General features: G+C 66.9%; 18 protein-coding genes. 7 read left to right on the top strand and 11 right to left on the bottom strand.

The annotated features are described in order from the left end of the window. Positions 1–12: 12 nt before the first annotated feature. A complete protein-coding gene (locus MUN73_RS12730; RefSeq protein ID WP_250140869.1) occupies positions 13–1,380 on the bottom strand; it encodes a DolP-mannose mannosyltransferase in 1,368 nt (455 codons plus the stop codon). 1 nt (position 1,381) lies between these two features. Further along, positions 1,382–2,473: an NAD-dependent epimerase/dehydratase family protein gene (locus tag MUN73_RS12725; RefSeq protein ID WP_250140868.1), complete on the bottom strand. Its 1,092-nt coding sequence runs from the start codon at positions 2,471–2,473 to the stop codon at positions 1,382–1,384. 483 nt (positions 2,474–2,956) lie between these two features. Between MUN73_RS12725 and MUN73_RS12720 the strand changes: the two genes are divergently transcribed. Genes MUN73_RS12720 through MUN73_RS12710 form a run of 3 tightly spaced genes read left to right on the top strand, consistent with a single transcriptional unit; the run spans position 2,957 to position 5,551 of the window. Continuing rightward, positions 2,957–3,871: a decaprenyl-phosphate phosphoribosyltransferase gene (locus MUN73_RS12720; RefSeq protein ID WP_265339232.1), complete on the top strand. Its 915-nt coding sequence runs from the start codon at positions 2,957–2,959 to the stop codon at positions 3,869–3,871. Between the two features lie 31 nt (positions 3,872–3,902). Further along, positions 3,903–4,589 (top strand): PHP domain-containing protein, encoded by a 687-nt coding sequence (locus tag MUN73_RS12715; RefSeq protein ID WP_250140866.1) that lies wholly within the window; start codon positions 3,903–3,905, stop codon positions 4,587–4,589. Beyond that, positions 4,586–5,551 carry a lysylphosphatidylglycerol synthase transmembrane domain-containing protein gene (locus MUN73_RS12710; RefSeq protein WP_250140865.1) on the top strand — a complete coding sequence of 322 codons (966 nt, stop codon included), beginning with the start codon at positions 4,586–4,588 and terminating at the stop codon, positions 5,549–5,551. Before MUN73_RS12715 ends, MUN73_RS12710 begins: the two co-directional genes overlap by 4 nt. Positions 5,552–5,621: 70 nt before the next feature. Here MUN73_RS12710 and MUN73_RS12705 read toward each other — a convergent pair whose 3' ends face one another. The 4 genes from MUN73_RS12705 to purB all read right to left on the bottom strand — a co-directional run bounded on the left by MUN73_RS12705 (position 5,622) and on the right by purB (position 11,298). Continuing rightward, entirely contained in the window at positions 5,622–6,929 is a 1,308-nt protein-coding gene (locus MUN73_RS12705) for an aryl-sulfate sulfotransferase (RefSeq protein WP_250140864.1), read from the bottom strand. A gap of 224 nt (positions 6,930–7,153) precedes the next feature. Beyond that, positions 7,154–8,806, bottom strand: a complete 1,653-nt coding sequence (locus MUN73_RS12700; protein WP_250140863.1) for a class I adenylate-forming enzyme family protein — start codon at positions 8,804–8,806, stop codon at positions 7,154–7,156. 147 nt (positions 8,807–8,953) lie between these two features. Continuing rightward, positions 8,954–9,841 (bottom strand): DMT family transporter, encoded by an 888-nt coding sequence (locus MUN73_RS12695; protein ID WP_250140862.1) that lies wholly within the window; start codon positions 9,839–9,841, stop codon positions 8,954–8,956. 68 nt (positions 9,842–9,909) lie between these two features. After that, a complete protein-coding gene (gene purB / locus MUN73_RS12690; protein WP_250140861.1) occupies positions 9,910–11,298 on the bottom strand; it encodes an adenylosuccinate lyase in 1,389 nt (462 codons plus the stop codon). Positions 11,299–11,465: 167 nt separating this feature from the next. Between purB and purH the strand changes: the two genes are divergently transcribed. Together purH and MUN73_RS12680 are read left to right on the top strand one after the other, a co-directional pair. After that, entirely contained in the window at positions 11,466–13,097 is a 1,632-nt protein-coding gene (gene purH / locus MUN73_RS12685; RefSeq protein WP_250140860.1) for a bifunctional phosphoribosylaminoimidazolecarboxamide formyltransferase/IMP cyclohydrolase, read from the top strand. An 85-nt stretch (positions 13,098–13,182) separates the two neighbouring features. After that, positions 13,183–13,611 (top strand): DUF6069 family protein, encoded by a 429-nt coding sequence (locus MUN73_RS12680; RefSeq protein ID WP_250140859.1) that lies wholly within the window; start codon positions 13,183–13,185, stop codon positions 13,609–13,611. Positions 13,612–13,621: 10 nt separating this feature from the next. On the opposite strand, the gene MUN73_RS12675 is transcribed toward MUN73_RS12680, so the two are convergent. Further along, entirely contained in the window at positions 13,622–13,978 is a 357-nt protein-coding gene (locus MUN73_RS12675; RefSeq protein WP_250140858.1) for a hypothetical protein, read from the bottom strand. Positions 13,979–14,156: 178 nt separating this feature from the next. Between MUN73_RS12675 and MUN73_RS12670 the strand changes: the two genes are divergently transcribed. After that, positions 14,157–14,969, top strand: a complete 813-nt coding sequence (locus tag MUN73_RS12670) for a glycerophosphodiester phosphodiesterase (RefSeq protein WP_250140857.1) — start codon at positions 14,157–14,159, stop codon at positions 14,967–14,969. 51 nt (positions 14,970–15,020) lie between these two features. On the opposite strand, the gene MUN73_RS12665 is transcribed toward MUN73_RS12670, so the two are convergent. Next, the gene (locus tag MUN73_RS12665; RefSeq protein ID WP_250140856.1) at positions 15,021–15,884 is read right to left on the bottom strand and encodes a universal stress protein; all 864 of its coding nucleotides are present in this window, start codon (positions 15,882–15,884) and stop codon (positions 15,021–15,023) included. Between the two features lie 217 nt (positions 15,885–16,101). Here MUN73_RS12665 and MUN73_RS12660 point away from each other — a divergent pair, with 217 nt between their 5' ends. Then, positions 16,102–16,848: an SIMPL domain-containing protein gene (locus MUN73_RS12660; protein WP_250140855.1), complete on the top strand. Its 747-nt coding sequence runs from the start codon at positions 16,102–16,104 to the stop codon at positions 16,846–16,848. Positions 16,849–17,352: 504 nt separating this feature from the next. Here the strand turns inward: MUN73_RS12660 and MUN73_RS12655 are convergent. The 3 genes from MUN73_RS12655 to MUN73_RS12645 are packed head-to-tail and all read right to left on the bottom strand — an operon-like array spanning position 17,353 to position 20,667. Beyond that, positions 17,353–18,693, bottom strand: coding sequence for an MmgE/PrpD family protein (locus tag MUN73_RS12655; RefSeq protein WP_250140854.1), 1,341 nt, complete (start codon positions 18,691–18,693; stop codon positions 17,353–17,355). After that, positions 18,690–19,799 (bottom strand): branched-chain amino acid ABC transporter permease, encoded by a 1,110-nt coding sequence (locus MUN73_RS12650; RefSeq protein ID WP_250140853.1) that lies wholly within the window; start codon positions 19,797–19,799, stop codon positions 18,690–18,692. The genes MUN73_RS12655 and MUN73_RS12650 overlap by 4 nt, the downstream gene beginning before the upstream one ends. Beyond that, complete coding sequence (locus tag MUN73_RS12645; protein ID WP_382182727.1) at positions 19,792–20,667, bottom strand: branched-chain amino acid ABC transporter permease; 876 nt, start codon at positions 20,665–20,667, stop codon at positions 19,792–19,794. The genes MUN73_RS12650 and MUN73_RS12645 overlap by 8 nt, the downstream gene beginning before the upstream one ends. Between the last annotated feature and the right edge of the window lie 69 nt (positions 20,668–20,736).

The following is a 20,736-nucleotide window of genomic DNA, read 5'->3' as shown; positions in this document are numbered from 1 at the left end:
GATGCCGACCCGCTAGCCGCGATCGGTTCGACTCGGCCACCCGCCGCAGTGCTGTCTATCCAGTCGATCGTCGGTCATCGCGACCCATCGCACTTCGTTCCAGCTCAACCGGTAGTGACAGGTCTCGGGTTCGAGTTGCTCCCAGTAGATGGTCTGCATCGAGGGGGCCTCGCCGTCGGCCGGCGTTATCGGTGGCGGCTCCCCCTCCACCTCGGCGTCCTGTTGCATCGTCTGCAACGTCGACTGCGGGTACGGCGAACCCTGGTGCCAGACGACCCCCGAGAGGACGAGCAGTCCGACGACTGCGACGACGGCCGCAACGGCTGTCCACTGATAGCGGGACGGTCCGATCGCGTCGGCACTGCGGGAATCGGTCGCCCCCGATCGGTTCGCGTACACGAGCACACGGTCGACGGCGAGGGCGACGCCGATCGCGACGAACGCGAGCCACGGCAACGCGTCCGTCGAACCGTCGAGATCGACGAACAGCACCTGGTAGCCGAGGAGCAGCCCGCCCGTCGGCACCCACCACAGCCGCCGACGGTTGCGGACGGCGGCATAGGCCCAGCCGAACAGCGCCACCGGGAGGAGCAGAGATCCGTAGCCGAACACCAGCAGGATCGAGTAGACGTTCTCGGACAGGGTGTACGACGATCCCGCGACCAGCGGCGCGACGATCGCCTGGACGACCATCGGAACGAGCGCGCCCGCGGCCGCGAACGCGAGAACGACGAGTCCGGTCACGACGCCGCCGCCCGCGATCGCCCGGAGCGCGTTCTTCCCACCGGCTCGCTGGTACGCAATCCCGACGACTAGCGGCGCGAAAACTACACCCGACTGCCACGACCCGGCGCTCAGCGCCGCCGCGGCCCCGGCGAGAAACGGCCGATCGCGAAGGGCCAGCCCGAGCGCCAGGGTCCCGAAGAACAGCGCGTAGAACTGCGCCCGAACCCCTTCCGGGGAGAGGAGGAAGAGTTCCGGGACGACGAGCATCGTGAGACCGGCGGCGATCGCGGCCGCGTTCCGCCCGGTCACGAGGTATGCCACCCACCCGACGAGCATGACGCTCGCGCCGGCGACGAGCACCGTGAGCGTCACGCTCAGGCCGTGCAGGACGAGCATGTTCCCGCCCGAGACGGACGCGAGCGCGGCCGTGATGGCGAACGGAACCGGCGGGTTCACGTCCCAGACGTCGACGTACGGAATTCCGCCCTGGAGGACATACCAGCCCGTGTGCTGGAAGAACGCCGGATCGGTCGCGATCCGCGGCCACCCGGTCAGCAGATAGTCCGCGAGTCCGGCGGCGAACAGGACGGCGACGATCGGTCCGAGGATGACGACCCAGTCGGAGCGGGTCTGGAGACGTGAACGCACAGCCATCTCAGATGTGCTGTGAAACCTTCTTCGCGACGGCGAGGGCTCCCTGATCCCACGCGACGCGGTGGTCGAGGCCGGTCTCGTCACCCGCATCGTCGGCCTCGTACTGCTCCAGGTACCACTCGTAGGTCTCCACGAGCGCCTCCCGGTTGGAATACTCGGGCTCCCAGCCGAGGCGTTTCAGTTTCTCGACGGAGACGTAGGAGTCCTCGTGGGCCGTCTCGTAGACCCACGGGTACAGTGGCGAGAGGTTCAGTTTCTCCAATGCGCGGAGGACCGCGACCGTGAGGGTGGCGGGCGTCCCGATCGTTCGCTTGCCCGTCCCCGCGTGGTCGATCGGAGCCTGGAAGTCCTCCTTCATCGTGCCGAACTCGTCGGCGCCGACGTTGAACGTGTCGTTGACGTCGGCCTCGTCGCCGGTGAGCAGCAACTCGATAGCGGTGACGAGGTCGTGGACGTGCAACAGCTGGTAGCGGTTGTTCCCCCACCCGACGAGGGGGACGTTCGCGCCGTCCTCGATCCAGTCGAACAGGACCTGGAAGACGCCGAGTCGCTGCGGCCCGATGAACGTCTTCGGACGAAGGATCGGGACGCACATCCCCATGCGGCGGAAGTCCTGGCAGACCTTCTCGGCCTGGATCTTGGCCTCGCCGTAGGCGCCGACCCCATCCAGGGGTGACTCCTCGGTGATGGGGTGTTCGTCGTGGGTCCCGTAGACCGCGGTCGAGGAGATGTAACAGACCCGATCGACGTCGCGTTCGTTCGCCGCCCAGAGCACGTTCCGCGTTCCGTCGATGGTCGTCTCGCGGATGCGATCGGCGTCCCAGAGCGGGAGCGCGGCCGCCGCGTGCACGACGGCGGTGGCACCGCTCTCCTCGATCGCGTCGGCCACGTCACTCTCGCTCCGGACGTCCCCCTCGACGAACCCGAGGCCATCAGTGTCGTCTTCCTCCTCGAAGGGCTTGAGATCGAGCGCAGTGACGTCCCAGCCCCGATCGCGGAAGTACTGGCACGTGTGGAGGCCGAGGAAACCGGTGCCCCCCGTCACGAGAACCGAACCGTTCGAGTCGTCGGTGGCGTGCTCGCTATCGCTCATCGTGATTTCAGGCGGGACGTCAATACGGTGCCCCAATAGTGTATCGCCGAGTAGCGGCTCTTGTACTGGCGGAATACTCCTTATACAGCTCAGAATCCCGGGGCCACGGCGGTGCGACTGAACGGACGCCGACTTCGAGACGAGCAATCGTTTCGCGTCGTAGAAACGGGACGATGGTCAGCGGTTGTTCACACCGCAATGGTACATTACGGTACCGGCCGTCCCGCTCGTATCCGGTCGCTCGAGTACGTGGCACGTAAGCGCACCACACGGCTGGTACGGACGTTCGACGGACCGGGTATCACACCCGGTCGTTCGGTTTCGTTTCTCGAAGCGAAGTATTCGAACGCTCGGTGCCCCCCCCTGCCGCTCTGGACGACCGTTCGTCCGGTACTTACCGCCGATTAGCGTCAGGGTATACCCGTGAATCGGTCACAAGCAAGCCGGATCTTTTTGCCGTCCTGCGTGGGGCGATAGGGACAGATGGCCCGCGCCCATGCCACCCGGAGTCGGGTCGTGGTAACCCTTTCCGGCCTGGTAAAGGAGATGCGCCCCTGGCAGTGGTACAAGCAGAGCGTGCTGCTTCTGGGGCTCGTCTTCTCCAGGAGTCTGTTCGATCCGATCGCGGTCACGAACGTCGCCCTCGGAATCGTCGCATTCTGTGCCGTCGCGGGGACGACATACATCGGCAACGACATTCTCGATATCGAGGAAGACCGAAACCACCCGCGGAAGAAGCACCGTCCCATCGCCAGCGGACAGGTCCCGATCCCCGTCGCGGTGTCGTTCGCGCTCGTGCTCTTCGTCGTCGGCCTCGCGCTCTCGTGGTACGTCGGCCCGCTGTTCCTCCTCGTCGTGCTCACCTACCTCGGCCAGAACGCCCTCTACTCCTCGTTTCTGAAAGAAATCGTCATCGTCGACGTGATGATCGTCGCGATCGGGTTCGTCCTGCGGGCGATCGCGGGCGTCGTCGCCATCGACGTCTACCTGAGTCCCTGGCTCGTCGTCTGTACGTTCCTCGGGGCCCTGATGCTCGCGATCGGAAAGCGCCGCCACGAGATGGCCGTCAGCGACGATCCGGCCGCGTCGCGCGGGACTCTCGCCGAGTACACCGAGGAGATCCTCGACCAGTTGCTCGTCGTCGTCCTCGCCGCGCTGGTCGTCTCCTACTCGCTGTACACGTTCTTCCGCGGCGGACTGTGGATGATGTCCACGCTCCCGTTCGCCTTCTTCGCGGCCTTCCGCTACCACTTCCTCGCTCACACGCAAAATCTGGGCGGCGACCCGACGTTCCTCTTCGGAGATCACCCGTTTCTCGTCAATCTCGCCGTCTGGGGACTGCTCGTCGTCGCGGTCCTTTACGAGGTTCCGGTCCGACTACTCGGGCTGATCACGTGACTCGAACACACCGCTCCACATCGAGACCAGCATGACGCAACGGTACGATCTCCAGGTGCACACGGACGCCTCGCCCTGCTCGAGCGCGTCGCCCGATCGCGTGGCCGCGGCGGCGGCCGACGCCGGACTCGACGGGATCGTCGTCACCGATCACGACACGCTCGCCAACGTCGACGCCGTTCGAGACGCCGCGCCGGACGACCTCGACGTGGTCCCCGGGGTCGAGGTGACGACGACCGAGGGGCACCTGCTCGCGATCGACGTCACGGAGGCGCCGCCCCGGACCGACCCGCTGACGGTCGTCGATCGCGTCCACGAGCAGGGCGGCGTCGCCGTTCTCTCGCACCCGTTCGACGCGCTACGACAGTACTACGAGACGGACCTCGACGCCCTCGCGGCCGCCGTCGACGGCGTCGAAGCGGTGAACTCCCGGTGCGTCCGCCGCCGGTTCAACGATCGCGCGGCGGCGTTCGCGACCGCCCGCGACCTGCCGGCGACCGGCGGGAGCGACGCGCACTTCCCGATGGAAGTCGGCCGGGCGTACACCAGCGTCGAGGGCGGCGGCTCGCTCGCGGACGCCGTCCGCGACGGGCGCGTGCGACCGGGCGGCCGCGGACGCTACCTCTCGGGACACGTCGCGACGAAACTCCACCAGTTCCGGACCGTCTCCAGTCGCGCCGTCGCGAGCCTCACGTCGGGGGGAATGCTGCGGCGATGAGCGACTACAGCGAGACCGTCGTCGATCGCGGCCGGGCGGTCGTCCGCGACCACGGCGTCTGGGTGACGGCGCTGTTCTCGGTCGTCGTCTTCCTCGGTCTCGCCGTCTACGCGGACGTCGGCGACGTGACGAGCGCCCTCGTGGCCGTCGACTGGCGGACGTTCGCGGCCGTCCTCGGCCTGACGACCGTCGGCTACGGCTTCCGGTTCGCCAAGTGGCACTACTACCTCCGGTACCTCGAGGTCGACGTTCCGCTCGACGCGAGCGCCATCACCTTCTTCAGCGGTCTGATGATGGTCGTCACGCCCGGGAAGGCCGGCGAGGTCTGGAAGGCGTGGTTCCTCAGAGACAACCGCGGCGTGCCCGCGAGCAAGACCACCTCCGTCGTCGGCGCCGAGCGGGTGACGGACCTCGTCGCCCTCGGCGCGATGGCCGCGCTCGGACTGGTCGTCTACAGCCGATCGTCGCTCCCGATCGTCGTCGTCCTCGGCGCCATCGGGGCCGGGATCGGCCTGCTCCAGTGGCGACGGGCCTGTCTGGCGATCCTCGATCGACTCGAGTCGCTCCCGGTCGTCGGGGGCCACGCGTCCGAACTGGAACAGTTCTACGAGAGCGCGTACCGCCTGTTCCAGGTCCGTCCGCTGGTCGTCTCGACCCTGTTCAGCCTCGCGGCCTGGGGGCTCGAGGGAGTCGCGCTCTGGCTGGTACTCGACGGGTTCGGCGTCGAGGCGGGCGTCGTGATCGGCCTGTTCGTCTTCGGTCTCGGATCGGTCGTCGGCGCCGTGTCGATGCTCCCCGGGGGACTCGCGGCCGCGGAGGCCTCGATGGTCGGCGTGCTGGTTACGTTCGGCTACCCGGAAGCCGTCGCGGCGGCCGCCACGATCGTGATCCGCGTGGGGACGCTGTGGTACGCCGCGGCGCTCGGGACGGCGGTGTTTCTCACGTACAAGGCATCCCGGTGACGGACGAGGCATCCCGATGAGCGATCGCGTCCCGATCACCGATCGCCGATCGCCGACGACCGACCACGGCTCACCGCCGATCGGCGGTGAGCCGTCGCCAGGCGAAGACGGCCCCCTCCGCACAGAGCCACAGCGCGCCGAGGGCGATGCCGACGACGTGCAGTAGCTGCGGGAGGTGCATCCACGTCGGGAAGACGTATCGGGCCATGGCCTCCCACTCCCGAACCGTCGACTCGACTGGGCCAGGTTCGCCGTCGACGTCGGTCAGTTCGGACCCCGGCGGGACGTCCGATCGTTCGCCGACGCCGACCCGGTCGGCCTCGTACGGCTGCGGCATCACCTCGCCGCGGGGATCGTGGAACTGCCAGACGATCTCGCCGTCAGGGTTGACCTCGAGCACGCGGTTGTTCCGGGTGTCCGTGATCAGCGTGTTTCCGTTGGGCAATCGATCGGCGTCCCTGGGCCACTGGAGGCGATCGCCCGGCGGGCCGGTGTACTGCCAGACGCGTTCTTCGGACGCCGTGTCGAGTTCGACGATGCGATCGTTCCCGCTGTCCGCGACGACGATCGTCTCCGCGGCTTCGATGCGGTGTGGATTGTGCTGTCTGGCCATGACGTCGTGATCGCCAGGGGTACCGATGACGTCGACGACGTCGTCGGTCTCCGGGTCCACCTCGACGATCACGTCGAAGTTGCGGATGCTCAACTGGAAGTTGCCGTTCTCCAGTCGATCGATGTCGTTCACGTGCGTCCAGTCGTCGTGTTCTCCCTCCTTCTCGGGGCCGCCGTACGCCTCGTAGAACGGGGTGCCGGGCGTCAGGTGCTCCTCGGCCTGCCACTCCCAGGTGATCTCGCCGTCGCGATCGACGGTGAACGCGCGATCGGCCCCCGTGTCGACGATCGCCGTCTCGCCGTTCTCGAGGCGCTCGACGTCGTGGACCTCGTGGTCGGCGATGAACTCGTCGTACCAGTCGTACTCCCAGACGACTGCGTCCGTCTCGGTGTCGATCTCGACGACGCGATTGTGGACGCAGTGTTCGTCCTCCTCCTCGTACTCGAGGTACTCCGCGTCGCAGTCGTCGTCGGGGATCCTGACCGCGACGGCCGCGAGCACCGTCCGCTCGTCGAGTCGTTCGACGCCGAAGACGCGCGAGTCCGGCACCGACCACTCCCAGACGACCTCGCCGTCGGGCGACAGTTCGACGATACGCCCCTCGCTGGAGAACGAGTGGACGCCGACGAGCGTGTTCCCCGGATACCTGTCGCCCTCGTCGACGACGTTCGGGGACCGATCGATCGCGATCGCCTGGATCCCGAGTGACGCGATCAACAGGACGATGACGCCGACGGCGACGGTGACGCGGGTTCGCTGGTTCATACGTGTCGTGGGGGAGTCGCGTTCGGAGGCACGGCCCGGGGCCGCCGGTTCGAGAACCGAGCAGGCCGGCGCGCCGACTCGATCGGTGCGCTGGGGCGCGTCTCAGGGGTCCCACACGACGGAGCAGGATGAATCTAGGGTGCGCCGCGGACGAATCTACCGGGCGGAGGCCGTCCTGTCTGCGTCGGATCGTCGGTTCCGGATTCCCCGAGTGAGGGCCGATTCTACAGTTCCTCGTCCGTCGACTGGAGCGGTTCGTCGAGTCGCTCCTCGACTTCCTCCTCGAGGACGTAGCGCTGGACCTTCTGGGTCGCGCTACGGGGGAGTTCCTCGACCACGAACACCCGCCGCGGGTGGGCGTAGGTCGCGACTCGATCGAGCGCGAACGCGCGCAGGTCGGCCTCGGAGACGTCCGATCCCGCCTCGGGGACGACGAACGCGACCGGGGCCTCGCCTTTCACCTCGTGGGGTGCGGCGACGACCGCGGCCTCCGCGACGTCGGGGTGCTCGTACAGCGCGTCCTCGACCTCCGCCGGGTAGACGTTGTTCCCGCCGGTGAGGATCATGTCGTCGGCCCGATCGACCATCCAGAAGTAGCCGTCCTCGTCGACGCGGGCGACGTCCTCGGTGTAGAACCAGCCCTCGTCGTCGAACACCTCGTCGGTCTTCTCGCGACGGTTGTGATACCCCTCGAAGACGTTCGGCCCGCGGATCGCGAGTTCGCCCGTCACCGCCTCCTCGTCGTCGAAGTCGATCTCGGGATCCGGGAACGGTTCGAGGTCGTCCGGCGCGATCTTCGTCTCGCGGGTCGCCGGATCGACGATCTTCAACTCGATGTTCGGCAACGGCGGACCGATACAGCCGGCCTCCTTGCGAACGCCGCGGGCCGGTTCGAGCGTGCCGCCGGGCGACGTCTCGGTCATACCCCACCCTTCGACGACGGGCACGTTCCAGGCCTCCTCGATGCTCCGGCGGACCTCCTCGGCCAGCGGCGCGGCCGCGCAGGTGACGTCGTCCAGCGACGAGACGTCGTACTCGTCGGGGTTCTCGCGATACTCCCGGAACATCATGGTGTACATCGCCGGGACGCCCGCGAACTTCGTCAGGTCGTGCTCGTCGATCGCTGTGAGCATGTCGACCGGATCGGGTTCGGGCTGCAGGACCATCGTCGCGCCGCGATAGACGAACGACCCCATCAGGGCGTTCAGCGCGTAGATGTGGAACATCGGCAATACGAGCAGGATCGAGTCGTCGGCGTCGATCGCCAGCCCGCCGCGGCTGTAGCTCTCGAGCGTCGAGAGGACGTTCCGGTGGCTGAGCAGGACGCCCTTCGGCCGGCCCGTCGTGCCGCTGGTGTACGGCTGGACGGCGATATCGTCCATCTCGCGATCGATCGGGTCGAACGTCTCGTCGGCCTCCATCGTCGCGTGCGAGTAGTTGACGACCCCGCGCTCTTCGTCGGCGACGCCGGGCAGGAACAGCGTCTCGACGCCCGCGGCCGCCGCGAGTTCCTGGGCCTCCTCCGCGAGGAACGCGGAGGCGATCATCGTGTCGATGCCCGCGTCCTGGATGACGTACCCGAGCGTCTCGGGATCCATCCGCAGGTTCAGCGGCGTCGCCACCGCGCCCGCCTTGAGGATCCCGAAGTAGGCCGACGGGAACTGCGTCGTGTTCGGGATGAACAGGCCGACCCGATCGCCCGGTTCGACGCCGTGGTCGACCAGGACGTTCGCGACGCTGTTCGCCTGTGACTCGAACTCCTCGTAGCTCTGCTCGCTCCCCATGAACGAGAACGCCGTCTTCTCCCCGTACCGATCGGCCGCCATCGTCGGAAGTGCACCCGCGTGTGTGAGCCGATCCCCGTGGTGGTATTCCATGGTACGAACCATCATACCACATGACAGGTAATAAAAGATAGTCGTCGATACGTCAGTTTCGACGCGAGTGATGGACCGATCGGTCACAACCATTTCCAGAGACTATCGAAACCGAACGGGGATCCGATCGACCTCGTCCGCGCCTCGTCACTCCCGTTCGAGCACGATCACGCCGGTCAGGATCAGGACGCCGCCGACGACGGTCGTCGCCGTGACCGGTTCGGCGAACAGTATCGCACCGAGGGCGACCGTCACGGGCGGTTCCGCGGTGCTGACGATGCTCGCCCGGCTGGCGCCGACGTACTGCAGACCCGCGAAGAACGTCACGACCGGGACCGCGGTCGCGAAGACGGCGATAGAGAGCAGAATCGCCCACGCGGACGGGGCCGTCGGAACCGCGAGTTGCCCCGACGCGGTGCCGATGACGACGTACGACGCCCCGGCGGCGGGCAGTACGTACGCGGTCAGGACCATCGGATCGACCGCGTCGAGTACCGCCCTCGAGCCGGTGATGTAGAAGGCGTACGCGAGCGCGCCGCCGAGCACGACGATCACGCCGACGAGCGACGCACCGGCCGGGTTCGCACCGGTGACGAGGACGATGCCCGCGAAGGCCAGACAGAGCGCGACCAGCATGGGCCGACTCGGCCGCTCGCCGATCGTCGCGACCGCGAGAACGACGACGAACGCGGGATACGTGTAGAGGACGATCGCGACCAGGCCGGCGGTCATGAACTCCAGTCCGAGGAAGTAGAGCCCGCTCTGGGCCGTGTAGCCGATCGCCCCGAGTGCGAGGGCGATCCACAGCGGCCGACCGCGGAGAATCGTCGCCTCGCCCCGCCACGCGAGGAAGAGCCAGACGAGGAGGCCGGCGAGCAGGAAGCGAAAGACGAGCACCGTCGGGATCGAGAGGTTCGCCCGCTGGGCGTACGTCCCGAAGATGCCGAGCGTCCCGAACCCGATCGCCGAGACGAGGACCAGCGCGATGCCGACGTATTCGGCGTCGAGGGACCGGGACGTGGGACTGTCACTCATCTCGGGTTCGTACCCTCGGTTCCGCATATCGGCTTACAAAGACTCCGATCGGCGCCCGTCGCGACCGGTTACCGCTCGACGTCGTCGACCAGGTCGCTCGCGACGCCGGTGTACCCCGCCGGCGTAAGCGCGTGCAGTTCCTCGCGGATGTCCTCGTCGACGTCTAAGTCGTCGAACAGTTCGCGGAAGTCCTCGATCGTGACGTCCTTCCCCCGGGTGACGGCCTTGACGCGCTCGTAAGCGTCTTCCTGGCCTTCGCGGCGCAGGATCGTCTGGACCGCTTCGCCGATGATCTCGGGGGTCGACTCGAGGGCCTCGCGCATGACCTGCTCGTTCGGGACGACCTTCGAGAGGCCGGCCGCGGTCTTGCCGTAGCCGATCAGGCAGTGGGCGAACGCGGCACCGATGTTGCGCTTGACCGTCGAGTCCGAGAGGTCGCGCTGGAGCCGCGACGTCGTCACGTAGTCGGCGAGGAATCCGAGGTCGGAGTTCGCCTTCGAGAGGTTCCCCTCGCTGTTCTCGAAGTCGATCGGGTTGACCTTGTGGGGCATCGTCGACGACCCGGTCTCGCCCGCGACGGCCTCCTGGCCGAGGTAGCGATCCGAGACGTAGAGCCACATGTCGAGGTCGAGATCCAGCAGGACGTCGTTCGCGCCGCGGAACGCGTCGAACAGTGCCGCGAGGTCGTCGCAGGGGTTGACCTGCGTGGTGAGCGGTTCGAATTCGAGGCCGAGGCCGGTGACGAACTCCTCGGCGACGGCCTGCCAGTCCACGTCGGGGTAGGCCGCCACGTGCGCGGCGTAGGTCCCGGAGGCGCCGCCGAGTTTGCCGGCGAGGGCGTCGGTCGCCTCGCGGATGCGGCCCGTCGCGCGCCCGAGGCGGGCGGCGTAGACGGCCATCTCCTTGCCGAAGGTCGTCGGGGTCGCGGGCTGGCCGTGAGTGCGCGCGAGCATCGGCAGGTCGCGGTAGTCGCGGGCCATTTCCGCGAGTGCGTCCTGGACCGTGTACAGTTCCGGCAGGAGGACCTCGTCGACCGCGTCGCGGACGAGCAGTCGGTGGGCGAGGTTGTTCACGTCCTCGCTGGTCAGCCCGAAATGGATCCACGACGAGGCATCGCTGTCTTCCGGGAGTCGGTGGCGGACGAAGTACTCGACTGCCTTGACGTCGTGGTTCGTCGCCTCGAAGCCGGCGTGGCCCTCCGTCTCGAGTTTCTTGATCAACTGGGCGTCCTCCTCCGCGAAGTGCCTGTACAGTCCCCGGAGGTGTTCGCGGTCGTCGATGTCGAGTTCGAGCGGCGTCACGTCCAGGTCCGCGAGGGCGATCAGGTACTCGACCTCGACGCGGACGCGGGCCCGCATGAGCGCGGCCTCGCTGGCGTACGGTGACAGCGGTGCGGTCCGGCTACCGTAGCGGCCGTCCAGCGGCGAGACGGCGTACAGGGCGTCGGTGTCGGTCATCGTCCGATTCTTTCCAGCGTCGCGCAAAAGGGTATCGAAAGTCGGAGCCACGAGTGTGCATATTTCGACGCATGCGATCGAGTATTGGCGCAAATATAACCACGATCGTGTATAATTCGCCGATCGAGACCGCAACCACTTTGGCCTTCGCGGGTGGGGTTCCGACCATGACGCGAATCGCCGGGATGGCCGGCAACCGAGGGCGCAACCTGTTGAACATCGCCGATCGAGCCCCGGGCGGGGCCGAACTCGCCGTCGTGCTGACGAACAGCGAGGAAGCGCCGGTGCTCGAGGCCGCCGCCGAGCGTGGGATTCCGACCGAGGTCGTCCCGCTCGAGGACGACATGAGCCGCCGTGAGCACGAGCAGGCGGTCAACGAGGCGCTTTCGGGCCACGAGTTCGACCTCGTCTGCCTGGACGGCTACATGCGGATCCTCTCGGACACGTTCCTCGACGCCCAGCCGACGACGCTGAACGTCCACCCCGCGCTGCTGCCGTCGTTCCCCGGGATGGACGCGTGGGGCGACGCGCTCGACGCCGGCGTCTCGGTCACCGGCTGTACGGTCCACGTCGTCACCGACGCGACCGACGAGGAGGGGAATATCGTCGAGGGCGAGGTCGACGGCGGCCCGATCGTCACCCAGGAGCCGATCCCGGTCTACGAGGGCGACGACGAGGAGACGCTGAAAGAGCGCGTCCTCTACGAGGGTGAGTTCCGCGCCTATCCGCGTGCGGTGAAGTGGTTCGCCGAGGGTGCCGTCGACGTGGATACGGAGGCGAGCGAGGTGACGGTGGACGCCGACACCCCGAACGCACCCGATGCCGAGGGGCTACCCGCTCGCCGACTCGTCTCGAGCGATCGCGCCGACACCCTCCGCTACGGGGAGAACCCCCACCAGGACGCCGCGGTCTACGCTGACTACACCTGCGACGAAGCGAGCGTCGTCCACGCGGATCAACTGAACGAGGGCGCAAAGGCGCTGTCGTACAACAACTACAACGACGCCGACGGCGCGCTGAACCTCATCAAGGAGTTCGACGCGCCCGCGGCGGCGGTCATCAAACACACCAACCCGGCGGGCTGTGCGACCGCCGACTCGCTGGCCGAGGCCTACGAGAAGGCGCTCTCGACGGACCCGATGAGCGCCTTCGGCGGCATCGTCGCGCTCAACCGGGAGTGTGACGCAGAGACCGCCGAGCAGATCGTCGACTCCTTCAAGGAGGTCGTCGTCGCGCCGGGCTACACCGAGGACGCGCTGGACGTGCTCTTCGAGAAGGAGAACCTGCGCGTCCTCGACGTGGATGAGTTGGGTGAGGTGACGGAACGCTTCACCGAGAAGCCGATCGTCGGCGGCCGACTCGTCCAGGAACGCGACTTGCAGTCGATCGCCGTCGACGACCTCGAGGTCGTGACCGAGCGCGAACCGACGGACGAGGAACTCGAGTCGATGGTGTTCGCGTGGCAGACGCTCAAGCACGTCAAATCGAACGGGATCCTCTTCGCGGACGGCACCGAGACGGTCGGGATCGGCATGGGGCAGGTCTCCCGCGTCGACGCGGTTCGGCTCGCGGCGATGAAGGCCGACGAACACGCCGAGGGCAAGGACGGCGACGGGGCGGTCATGGCCTCCGACGCGTTCTTCCCGTTCCCGGACGGCATCGAGGAAGCCGCGAAGGCGGGCATCGAGGCGGTCGTCCAGCCCGGCGGGTCGGTCAACGACGACGACGTGATCGAAGCCGCGGACGAACACGGCATGGCGATGGCGTTTACGGGTCAGCGGAGCTTTCGACACGACTGAGCAACGCGCAAGAGTATTTCCCACAACCGAGTTCCGGCCGATCGGCGAGTGCGTAGTTTATATCCGACCCCTGCCTACCACTCTCATGAGAATTACTGACACGAGATACCCGGTAGCAACGAGTGCGAGCAACCTCGTCCGTCGGACGACGATCGGCGTCGTTGTCGCCATCGCCGCGAGCCTGCTCGTTCTCGGGATCGTCACCCTTCTCGGCATCGACCTCGGCGTTTCCGGGCCGGACAGCCCGTTCACCGCCGGGCCGACGATCGCCAGTATCGTCTTCGCTGGCGCCGGGGCCGCGGTCGCCTACGCGGTACTGGCTCGCGTGACTGCCCGCCCAACCCGGAACTTCGTCGCACTCGCCGCCGTCGTCTTCGTTGCCATGCTGGCCCCGGTGCTCGTCGTTGCCCCCTCGATGGGGGTCTCGACGGTCGGACAGGCGGTGCTGGTGATCGTTCACGCCGCCGTCGCCGTGCCTCTCGTCGCCGTCCTGATCGGCGCGGTGCGTCTCTGACCGTCGGTCGTCACGTCCGGGTCCGGTAGTGGGTCCGGATCGCCGTGCCGATCCGAACGATCGAGAGGCTGAGGACGTAGTAGAACCCGAGCAGGAGAACGAACACGAGGGTCTGCTGGAGACCGGGGACGGCAAAGAGGGCGTCGAGCCCGATCGGTTCGAGCAGCCACGACCGGATGCCGGCGACCGGTGCGTAGACCAGCAGCGAGAAGAGCAGTTCGAGCCCGGAGAGGACGGTGTTGGGGAGCCCGATTGGCTGGCGAAAGGAGAGGGCCGCGAGGCAGGTCGGTACGGCTGCGAGCGACAGGAAGACCGTGAGGACTGGACGGGCACGTAGCCAGGCGGTGACGCGCTCGAGACGACTCACGCCGCTACCTTGGAGAGTTGACAGCAAAGCTGTTCCGGATTCGGAGCGGGCGCAGTTCGAACCGGGATCGACGGCCGATCGGCGAGCCCGGATCGGCCGAAAACCCGACAACGTGTATCACACGGACCGTCGTTTCGTCGGAAGAACATTGATATGGATGCACTGAGAGACGTCGAATATGTCATTTTCCTCCCGGCCCGACGTCTCGCGGCGACGCCTGCTCGCCGGGATGGGTGCGGGAGTCTCGGGCGTCGCAGTCTGGGGACTGTCGCCGCTGATCGGGTCCGGATCGGTGACGTCCGATCGACCGCAGATCGTCGGCCACCGCGGGGCGGAGGGCCTCGCACCGCCGAACACGGAGGCCGCGATCCGGCGCGCACTCGAGGTCGGCGTCGACGGCGTCGAACTCGACGTGCGACGGACCAGCGACGGCGAACTGCTGTTGTTCCACGACCCCGTCCTCGACTGGGACTCGACGGGACACGGCTGGATCCGGAACACGCCCTGGGACGAGATCGAGGGTGCCCAGGTCGACGGCGAACCGCTCGTCACGCTCGATCGGGCGCTCGAAACGATCGCGCCCTCGGACGCGTCGATCTACCTGGAACTGAAAGACGGCGGCTACACCGATGCGGTCCTCGAGACCGTCGCGGAGCACGGCCTCACCGATCGGACCACGATCATCGCGTTCGACGCGCCGGTGCTCGACCCGGCACAGGGGGCCGGCGTTTCGACCGGACTGGTCGGCTCGGTGCCGACGCCGTGGCTCGCAGAGGACGCGGCGGCCGCCGGTGCGGACGCGGCGTTCACGCACTACGCCCCTCACGGCGTGCCGACCTTCGTCGACGAGACGCGGGAGCGGGGGCTCACCGCCGGCGTCTGGAAACTCGTCGACACGAAAGAGACTATCCGCGACGTGCTCGAACACGATCTCGACGTCCTCGTCACGAACCGGCCGGATTTCGCCTTCGACGTGCTCCAGGACGCCTGATCGACGGGACTGTCAGTGCGATCGCGATCCCGGTACTCGTCGAGCGGCCGGTCACCACCGGATCCGATCGCGTGCCCGCCGCCAGAGCGCCCGGGAAACGGGTTCGTTGCGCCTGGCCATGATGACCGTACTGTCGGCCCCGCGCGCGACGGCTTCCGGGACGCTACCCACGAGCACGCGCCGGAGGAAGCCGCCCTCGGCGGCACCGACGACGGTCACGTCGTGGCGCGCCGTCCGATCGACGATCGTCTCGACGACCGGCCCCGAGAGAACGGTCCGTTCGACGGACGGGACGGCACCCAGCGCCGACTCCGTGCTGGCGAGCAGGTCCCGTGCGTCGGCGACGGTGTCGTCGTCGCGGTCCGTGACGATCGTGACCAGTTCGACGTGAGCCTCGCGTTCCCGCGCGAGCGACCCAGCGGTCTCGGCGGCGAGATCGGTGTTCGGCCCGCCGGCGACGGGGGCGAGGATCGACGAGACCCCGGCCGGCCCCTCGTCGAGTCGCTCGACGAGCACGTCACACGGCGCGTCGGTCAGCACCGCGTCGATCGTGCTCCCGAGAATGACGTCCTGTCGGCGCGGCCGGCCGCGCCAGCCGAGCAGGATCGTCGACACGGGGTCGTCCTCGGCGACGCCACAGATCGCGGTCGCCGCGTTGCGGGCGAACCTGATCCGTCCCGTCGCGTCGACGCCGTTCGCCCGGGCCTGCCCGACCACGTCGTCGACGAGCGCCTCGCGATCGTCGATCTCGAGTTCGCGGCGCGCCTGTTCGAGCGAGAGCTGGACCGGGACGGTGACGACCGACAGCACGAGGATCTCCAGCGCGCGATCGCGAGCGACGTCGATCGCCGTGTCGAGCAGTCGATCGGCGGTGTCCGGGTTCGCGACGGGGAGCAAGAGGCGATCGGGTGGCATGGGGTGAAGCGTCGCCGTACCGTCAGTGACAACGTGTCGCGACAAGTACCTGACCCGTCCGACGGGAATATAGTAGCAACTGAAAGTCAATGCACACCTGATCGCAGGACGGCTTTGCGATCAGTGTGTAAATCGTTTCAGTTGCTACTATAGCATCACTCAAAGATTCATTTGAGCTTGACGAGGTGTTTTTTCACTGGCACGAGAGCGATCGGATATGGATCGACGACAGTTCCTCGCGGCATCGAGCGTCGGTGTCGCAACGGCGATGGCAGGCTGTGCCGGAAGCGCCCTCAGTAGCGACGAGAACCAGGGTACGACGACCACTGACGAGACCGAGTACGAGATTGCCGTCAGCGCCGACGGCCAGGTCGAAACCGATCCGGACAGGGCGACGGTCAGTGTCGGCATCGAAGCACGCGGCGACACGGCCGAGGCGGTCCGTGACGAACTGGCCACGCGATCAGAACCGCTCCGGGAGGCGTTCGACGACCTCGGCCTTCCCGACGAGAACGTCGAGGAAGGCCGGTATCGCGTCCACCCCGATCGGGACCGGGAGGGCACCGGGGACGGCTTCCGCGGGTCGCGATCGTTCCACCTCACGATCGACGACGTGGACCGCGTCGGCGAGGTCGTCGACGCGGCGATCGAGGCCGGTGCGGACGACGTCGGCCGCGTGAATTTCACTCTGCAGGAGGAGACGCGCGACGACCTGCGCAACGATGCACTCGACGACGCGCTCGACAACGCCGATAGCGAGGCCGAACACGTCGCTGCCAATCGCGAGGTCGAGATTACCGGTACGAAATCGGTCACGACGAGCGACGTGCGGATCGGCTCGGTCCGATACGCGGCGGACGACGTCGCGGAAAGCGCGGACGGCGCCGCGCCCGAGACGTCGTTCGACGCCGATCCGGTGACCGTGAGCGCGAGCGTGACGGTAGTGTACGAGTTCGAGCCCTGATCGATCGGTGGAGCGGTGACCAGGGTTCGGTCCGGTTGGCCACAGCCCACCCGAAAAATGAGTTAAAAACGATATAATAAGGCATTCATAAGAATTCAAATGGATTTTGCCGATGATCTGTACTTCTCGATGGGGGTCGATACAGACGAGGATTACAGAGCCTCTAGTAAGCCGATTACCACGGTAGACCTGGTAGCAACCCCATCATCTGAATCGAGACGGAGTTGGGTTTTCGTATCGCCCCAATATCTCACACATAGAGCTTCTGTACCGTACTTGTGGAGCAGAAGCCACCTGTTTCGCACGATCGGGCCGTATCAGTATATACCAATTAGGATATTATATATGAATGTTTACTATAATCGGATGGGCCGCTCGAATGAGCACGAACGTCCCGCGAACCGACGGGGTGTCGCGACCGATCGCGGACCGATCGGCATCGACCGAACGTCCCGACGGTGACACCGCTTCTCGATCGAACGGGACGATCGTCGTCGGGGCGACTCACTCCGCCCCGTCCGGTCGCGTCGAGAGACAGAGCGATCGCACGTCGGTCGGAGACAGCGTCCGGAGCGTCGTCCACGCCTCCTCGGCGTCCGATCGGCCAAGGACGGGGTCGACGAGCGCGTGGAACTTCTCGCGGAGGCGCGCCTCGTCGAACGGGCGCTGTGCGCCGCCGCGGGCGTGACGAACCGTCGCGGATCGCGTCGCGTCGTCGAGATCGATCGTCACGCGCGCGCCCCGACTCTCCGGGACGGCGTCGGCGAATTCCGGCGTCGATTCGACGGCGACGCGTCCCGCGAGATCGTACACCGACTCCTCGAACGCCGCGGGTTCGAACGCCGCTTTCCTCGCGTGACCGTGGACGATTCGCGACGCGACCGCGAACGGGATCGAGAACTTCGCGGCGAGTCGCGACGTCGGTTCCGGATCCGAAAGCGTGGCCGCGGCGGGATAGGTTTCGACGGTCACCCGGTCCACGTCGTCGGCGTCGATCGAACTCTCGATCGAGAGGTCGTCGATCGCGTCCAGTGCCGGGTGCGTGTACCGACACGCCGCGTGAACCTTGAAGTAGCCGTCGAGGACTTCCCACCGGTCGCCGAGTGCGTCGGTCGGAACGTCGTCGATCGGCTCGGCCGCGACGTGCTCGAGGTGCGTCCGAACCCCGTTTTCGATTCCGGTGAATCCGGCTCGCGCCTGGTCGACGGCCCGCATCGCGTCGGGCGCGACCATTCCGGCGTACGTGTCCCTGACCGTCGCACCCTCGAGCGCGGCCTCGAAGCGCGTCTGCTGGGCGTGGTTGGCCGCGATGGCGAGCGCGTTCGCGACCGTCTCGTCGTCGAGACCCTCGTAGTTCGCGATCGCCGCGGTCGCACCGACGACGCCCCAGACTCCGTGCGGGTGGTAGCCGTCGGCCAGGGGCTGGCACGCCCGCGCGACGCGAACGGCGGTTTCGTAGCCGGCGACGAACGCCGTCGTCAGGTCCGCGACGGAGCCATCGTCGGCTTCGGCGACGGCGAGGACCGCCGGCAGGACGTGGATCGCCGGATGACCGGCGGCCCGCTTGTGCCCCTCGTCGAGTTCGAGGACCGTCCCGGCGATCCCGTTGAGCATCGCGGCCTGGGACCGCGGGAGCGTCGCCGTCGTTCCGAGGACGGACGCGGGTCCCGAATCGCGATCGACGTACTGCTCCCGAAGCGTCCGAACCGGGTCGGTCGGTGCGCCCCCGACGATCGCGCCGACGGTGTCGGCGACGACGAGTCCGACGCGGTCGCGAACGGGGGCTGGAAGGTCCTCGAACGACAGCGTGGCGACGAACGACGAGAGCGCGTCGGCCCGGGTCATTCGTCGGTTTCGGCCCCGTCGTCGATTGCGTTCTCGTACAGCCCGTTTCGTTCGAGCACCTCGAAGAACCGTCCCGGCCAGGAGACCGCACCTTTCGGACTGTAGAGGACGATCCCGATCAGCAATACGCCGTAGATGATGCGGTCGAACCCGGAGAGGTCGACGAGGATGCGGGCGACCTCGCTCAGCGGGATGACGATGAACGCGCCGACGATCGGCCCGATGACGGTGCCGATACCGCCGACGATCGCCGGCAACAGGACCTCGACGTTGACGAGGATGTCGTAGACGGTCTCCGGCCGGATCGTATCGAAGTACATGGCCCAGAACGCGCCGGCCCAGGCGGTGAAAAAGGCACTCACCGTGGTTCCCAGCAGCTTGTACCGGTACGTCGGGATGCCGACGGCAGCGGCGGCGTTCTCGTTCTCGCGGATGGCGAACAGGTACAGTCCGAGTCGGGACTGTTTGATGACGAGCGAGACGACGGTCACGACGATCAGGAACGCCAGGATGACGTAGTAGTACGGGAGCACGCCCTCGAACTGGAACGCGGCGAGCCCGAACCCGTCCGCGTACGTTCGCGGGAGCGGCTTGTAGAAGCCGCTCGCCCCGCCCAGCTGCGGAACCGTGTTGAACGTATACCGGATCAGTTCCGCGAACGCGAGCGTGGCCAGCGCGAAGTAGTGCCCGCGGAGATCGTAGCGGAAACAGAGCACGCCGATCACCAGTCCGTAGAGCCCGGCGGCGACTGCGCCGACCAGCATCCCGAGCCACGGGTTCAGCCCGACGACGTTCAGCAACAGGATCGTCCCGTAGGCGCCGAGGCCGAAGAACGCGGCGTGCCCGAACGAGAACTGGCCGGTGTAGCCGGACATCATGTTCCACGCCTGGCCGGTCGTCGCCCAGACTAGCGTGATGATCAGCATGTGGACGCTGATCCAGGTCCCGAGACTGAAGCCGAACGCGTACAGGTTCAGCGTCAACGGCAAGACGAGCAGGGCGCCGAAGATCGCCGTCAGTACGATCGGCGTGGAATACCACTGCTGGCGGAACCGGCGATACCGCAATCGAGCGCGATCGAGACGACCGTACTGGGTCTCACTCATGAGTCTCACCTCCGAGCAGTCCCTCGGGCTTCAGCAGGAGCACCAGGATGAAGATCAGGAAGATCGCGATCTGGTAGCCCGACCCTGGCAGGAAGAACTGCCCGAACACGTGGACGAAGCCGATGATCATCCCGCCGAGCAACGCGCCGGGGAACGATCCCAGTCCGCCGAGCACGACGATCACGAACGCGTTGATCAGGTAGGCGTCCCCGAGATGGGGGTTGATCTGCTGGAACAGCGGGATCACCGCGCCGGCGAGACCGGCAAGCGCCGCTCCGAGCCCGAACGTCAGGTAATCGATCCGCGGCACGTTGATGCCGACGTACTGGGCCGCGTCCCTGTTGTCCGCCGTCCCCCTGATCGCCCGTCCGAGTTGCGTGTACTGGAGGAATCCCCACGAGGCGACGACGGCCACGACGGCGAACACGAGCGCGTACAGTTGTCCCTCGGGAAGGTAGATGCCGGCGACACCGATCGACCCGAGATCGATGTCGAGACTCTGTGGATCCGCCGAAAACGCGATCTCGATCGCGCTGACGAGGATCAAGAGGACGCCGAACGTGACGATCAACTGATTCTCCTGGGGTGCCTCGATGATCGGAGCGATCGTCACGTGATGGATGGCGAGTCCCAGCACGAATAACACGACGATAGCGATCGGGATCGTCAGGAACGGGTTGAGGCCACCTTCGTTGGTGAGCCACCAGACGGTGTACATCCCGGCGACCATCAACGCGCCGTGTGCGAAGTTGATGACGTCCATGACCCCGAAGATCATCGTCAGACCGAGCGCGACGAGCCCGTAGATGCCGCCGAGCAGGATCGCGAACGCGACCAGTTGCAGCGCGATCGAGGGATCGACGAACATCGGCGTCCCGATCGCCGCAGCGGTACCGCCGAGTCCCTGGTCGAGAACGTGCTGTCCGATGGGAACCGT

It is taken from the genome of Halosolutus amylolyticus (assembly GCF_023566055.1).
Classification (GTDB): domain Archaea; phylum Halobacteriota; class Halobacteria; order Halobacteriales; family Natrialbaceae; genus Halosolutus; species Halosolutus amylolyticus.
Note: the sequence above shows the minus strand (reverse complement) of the source record. Positions and strands in the feature narration are given on the sequence as shown.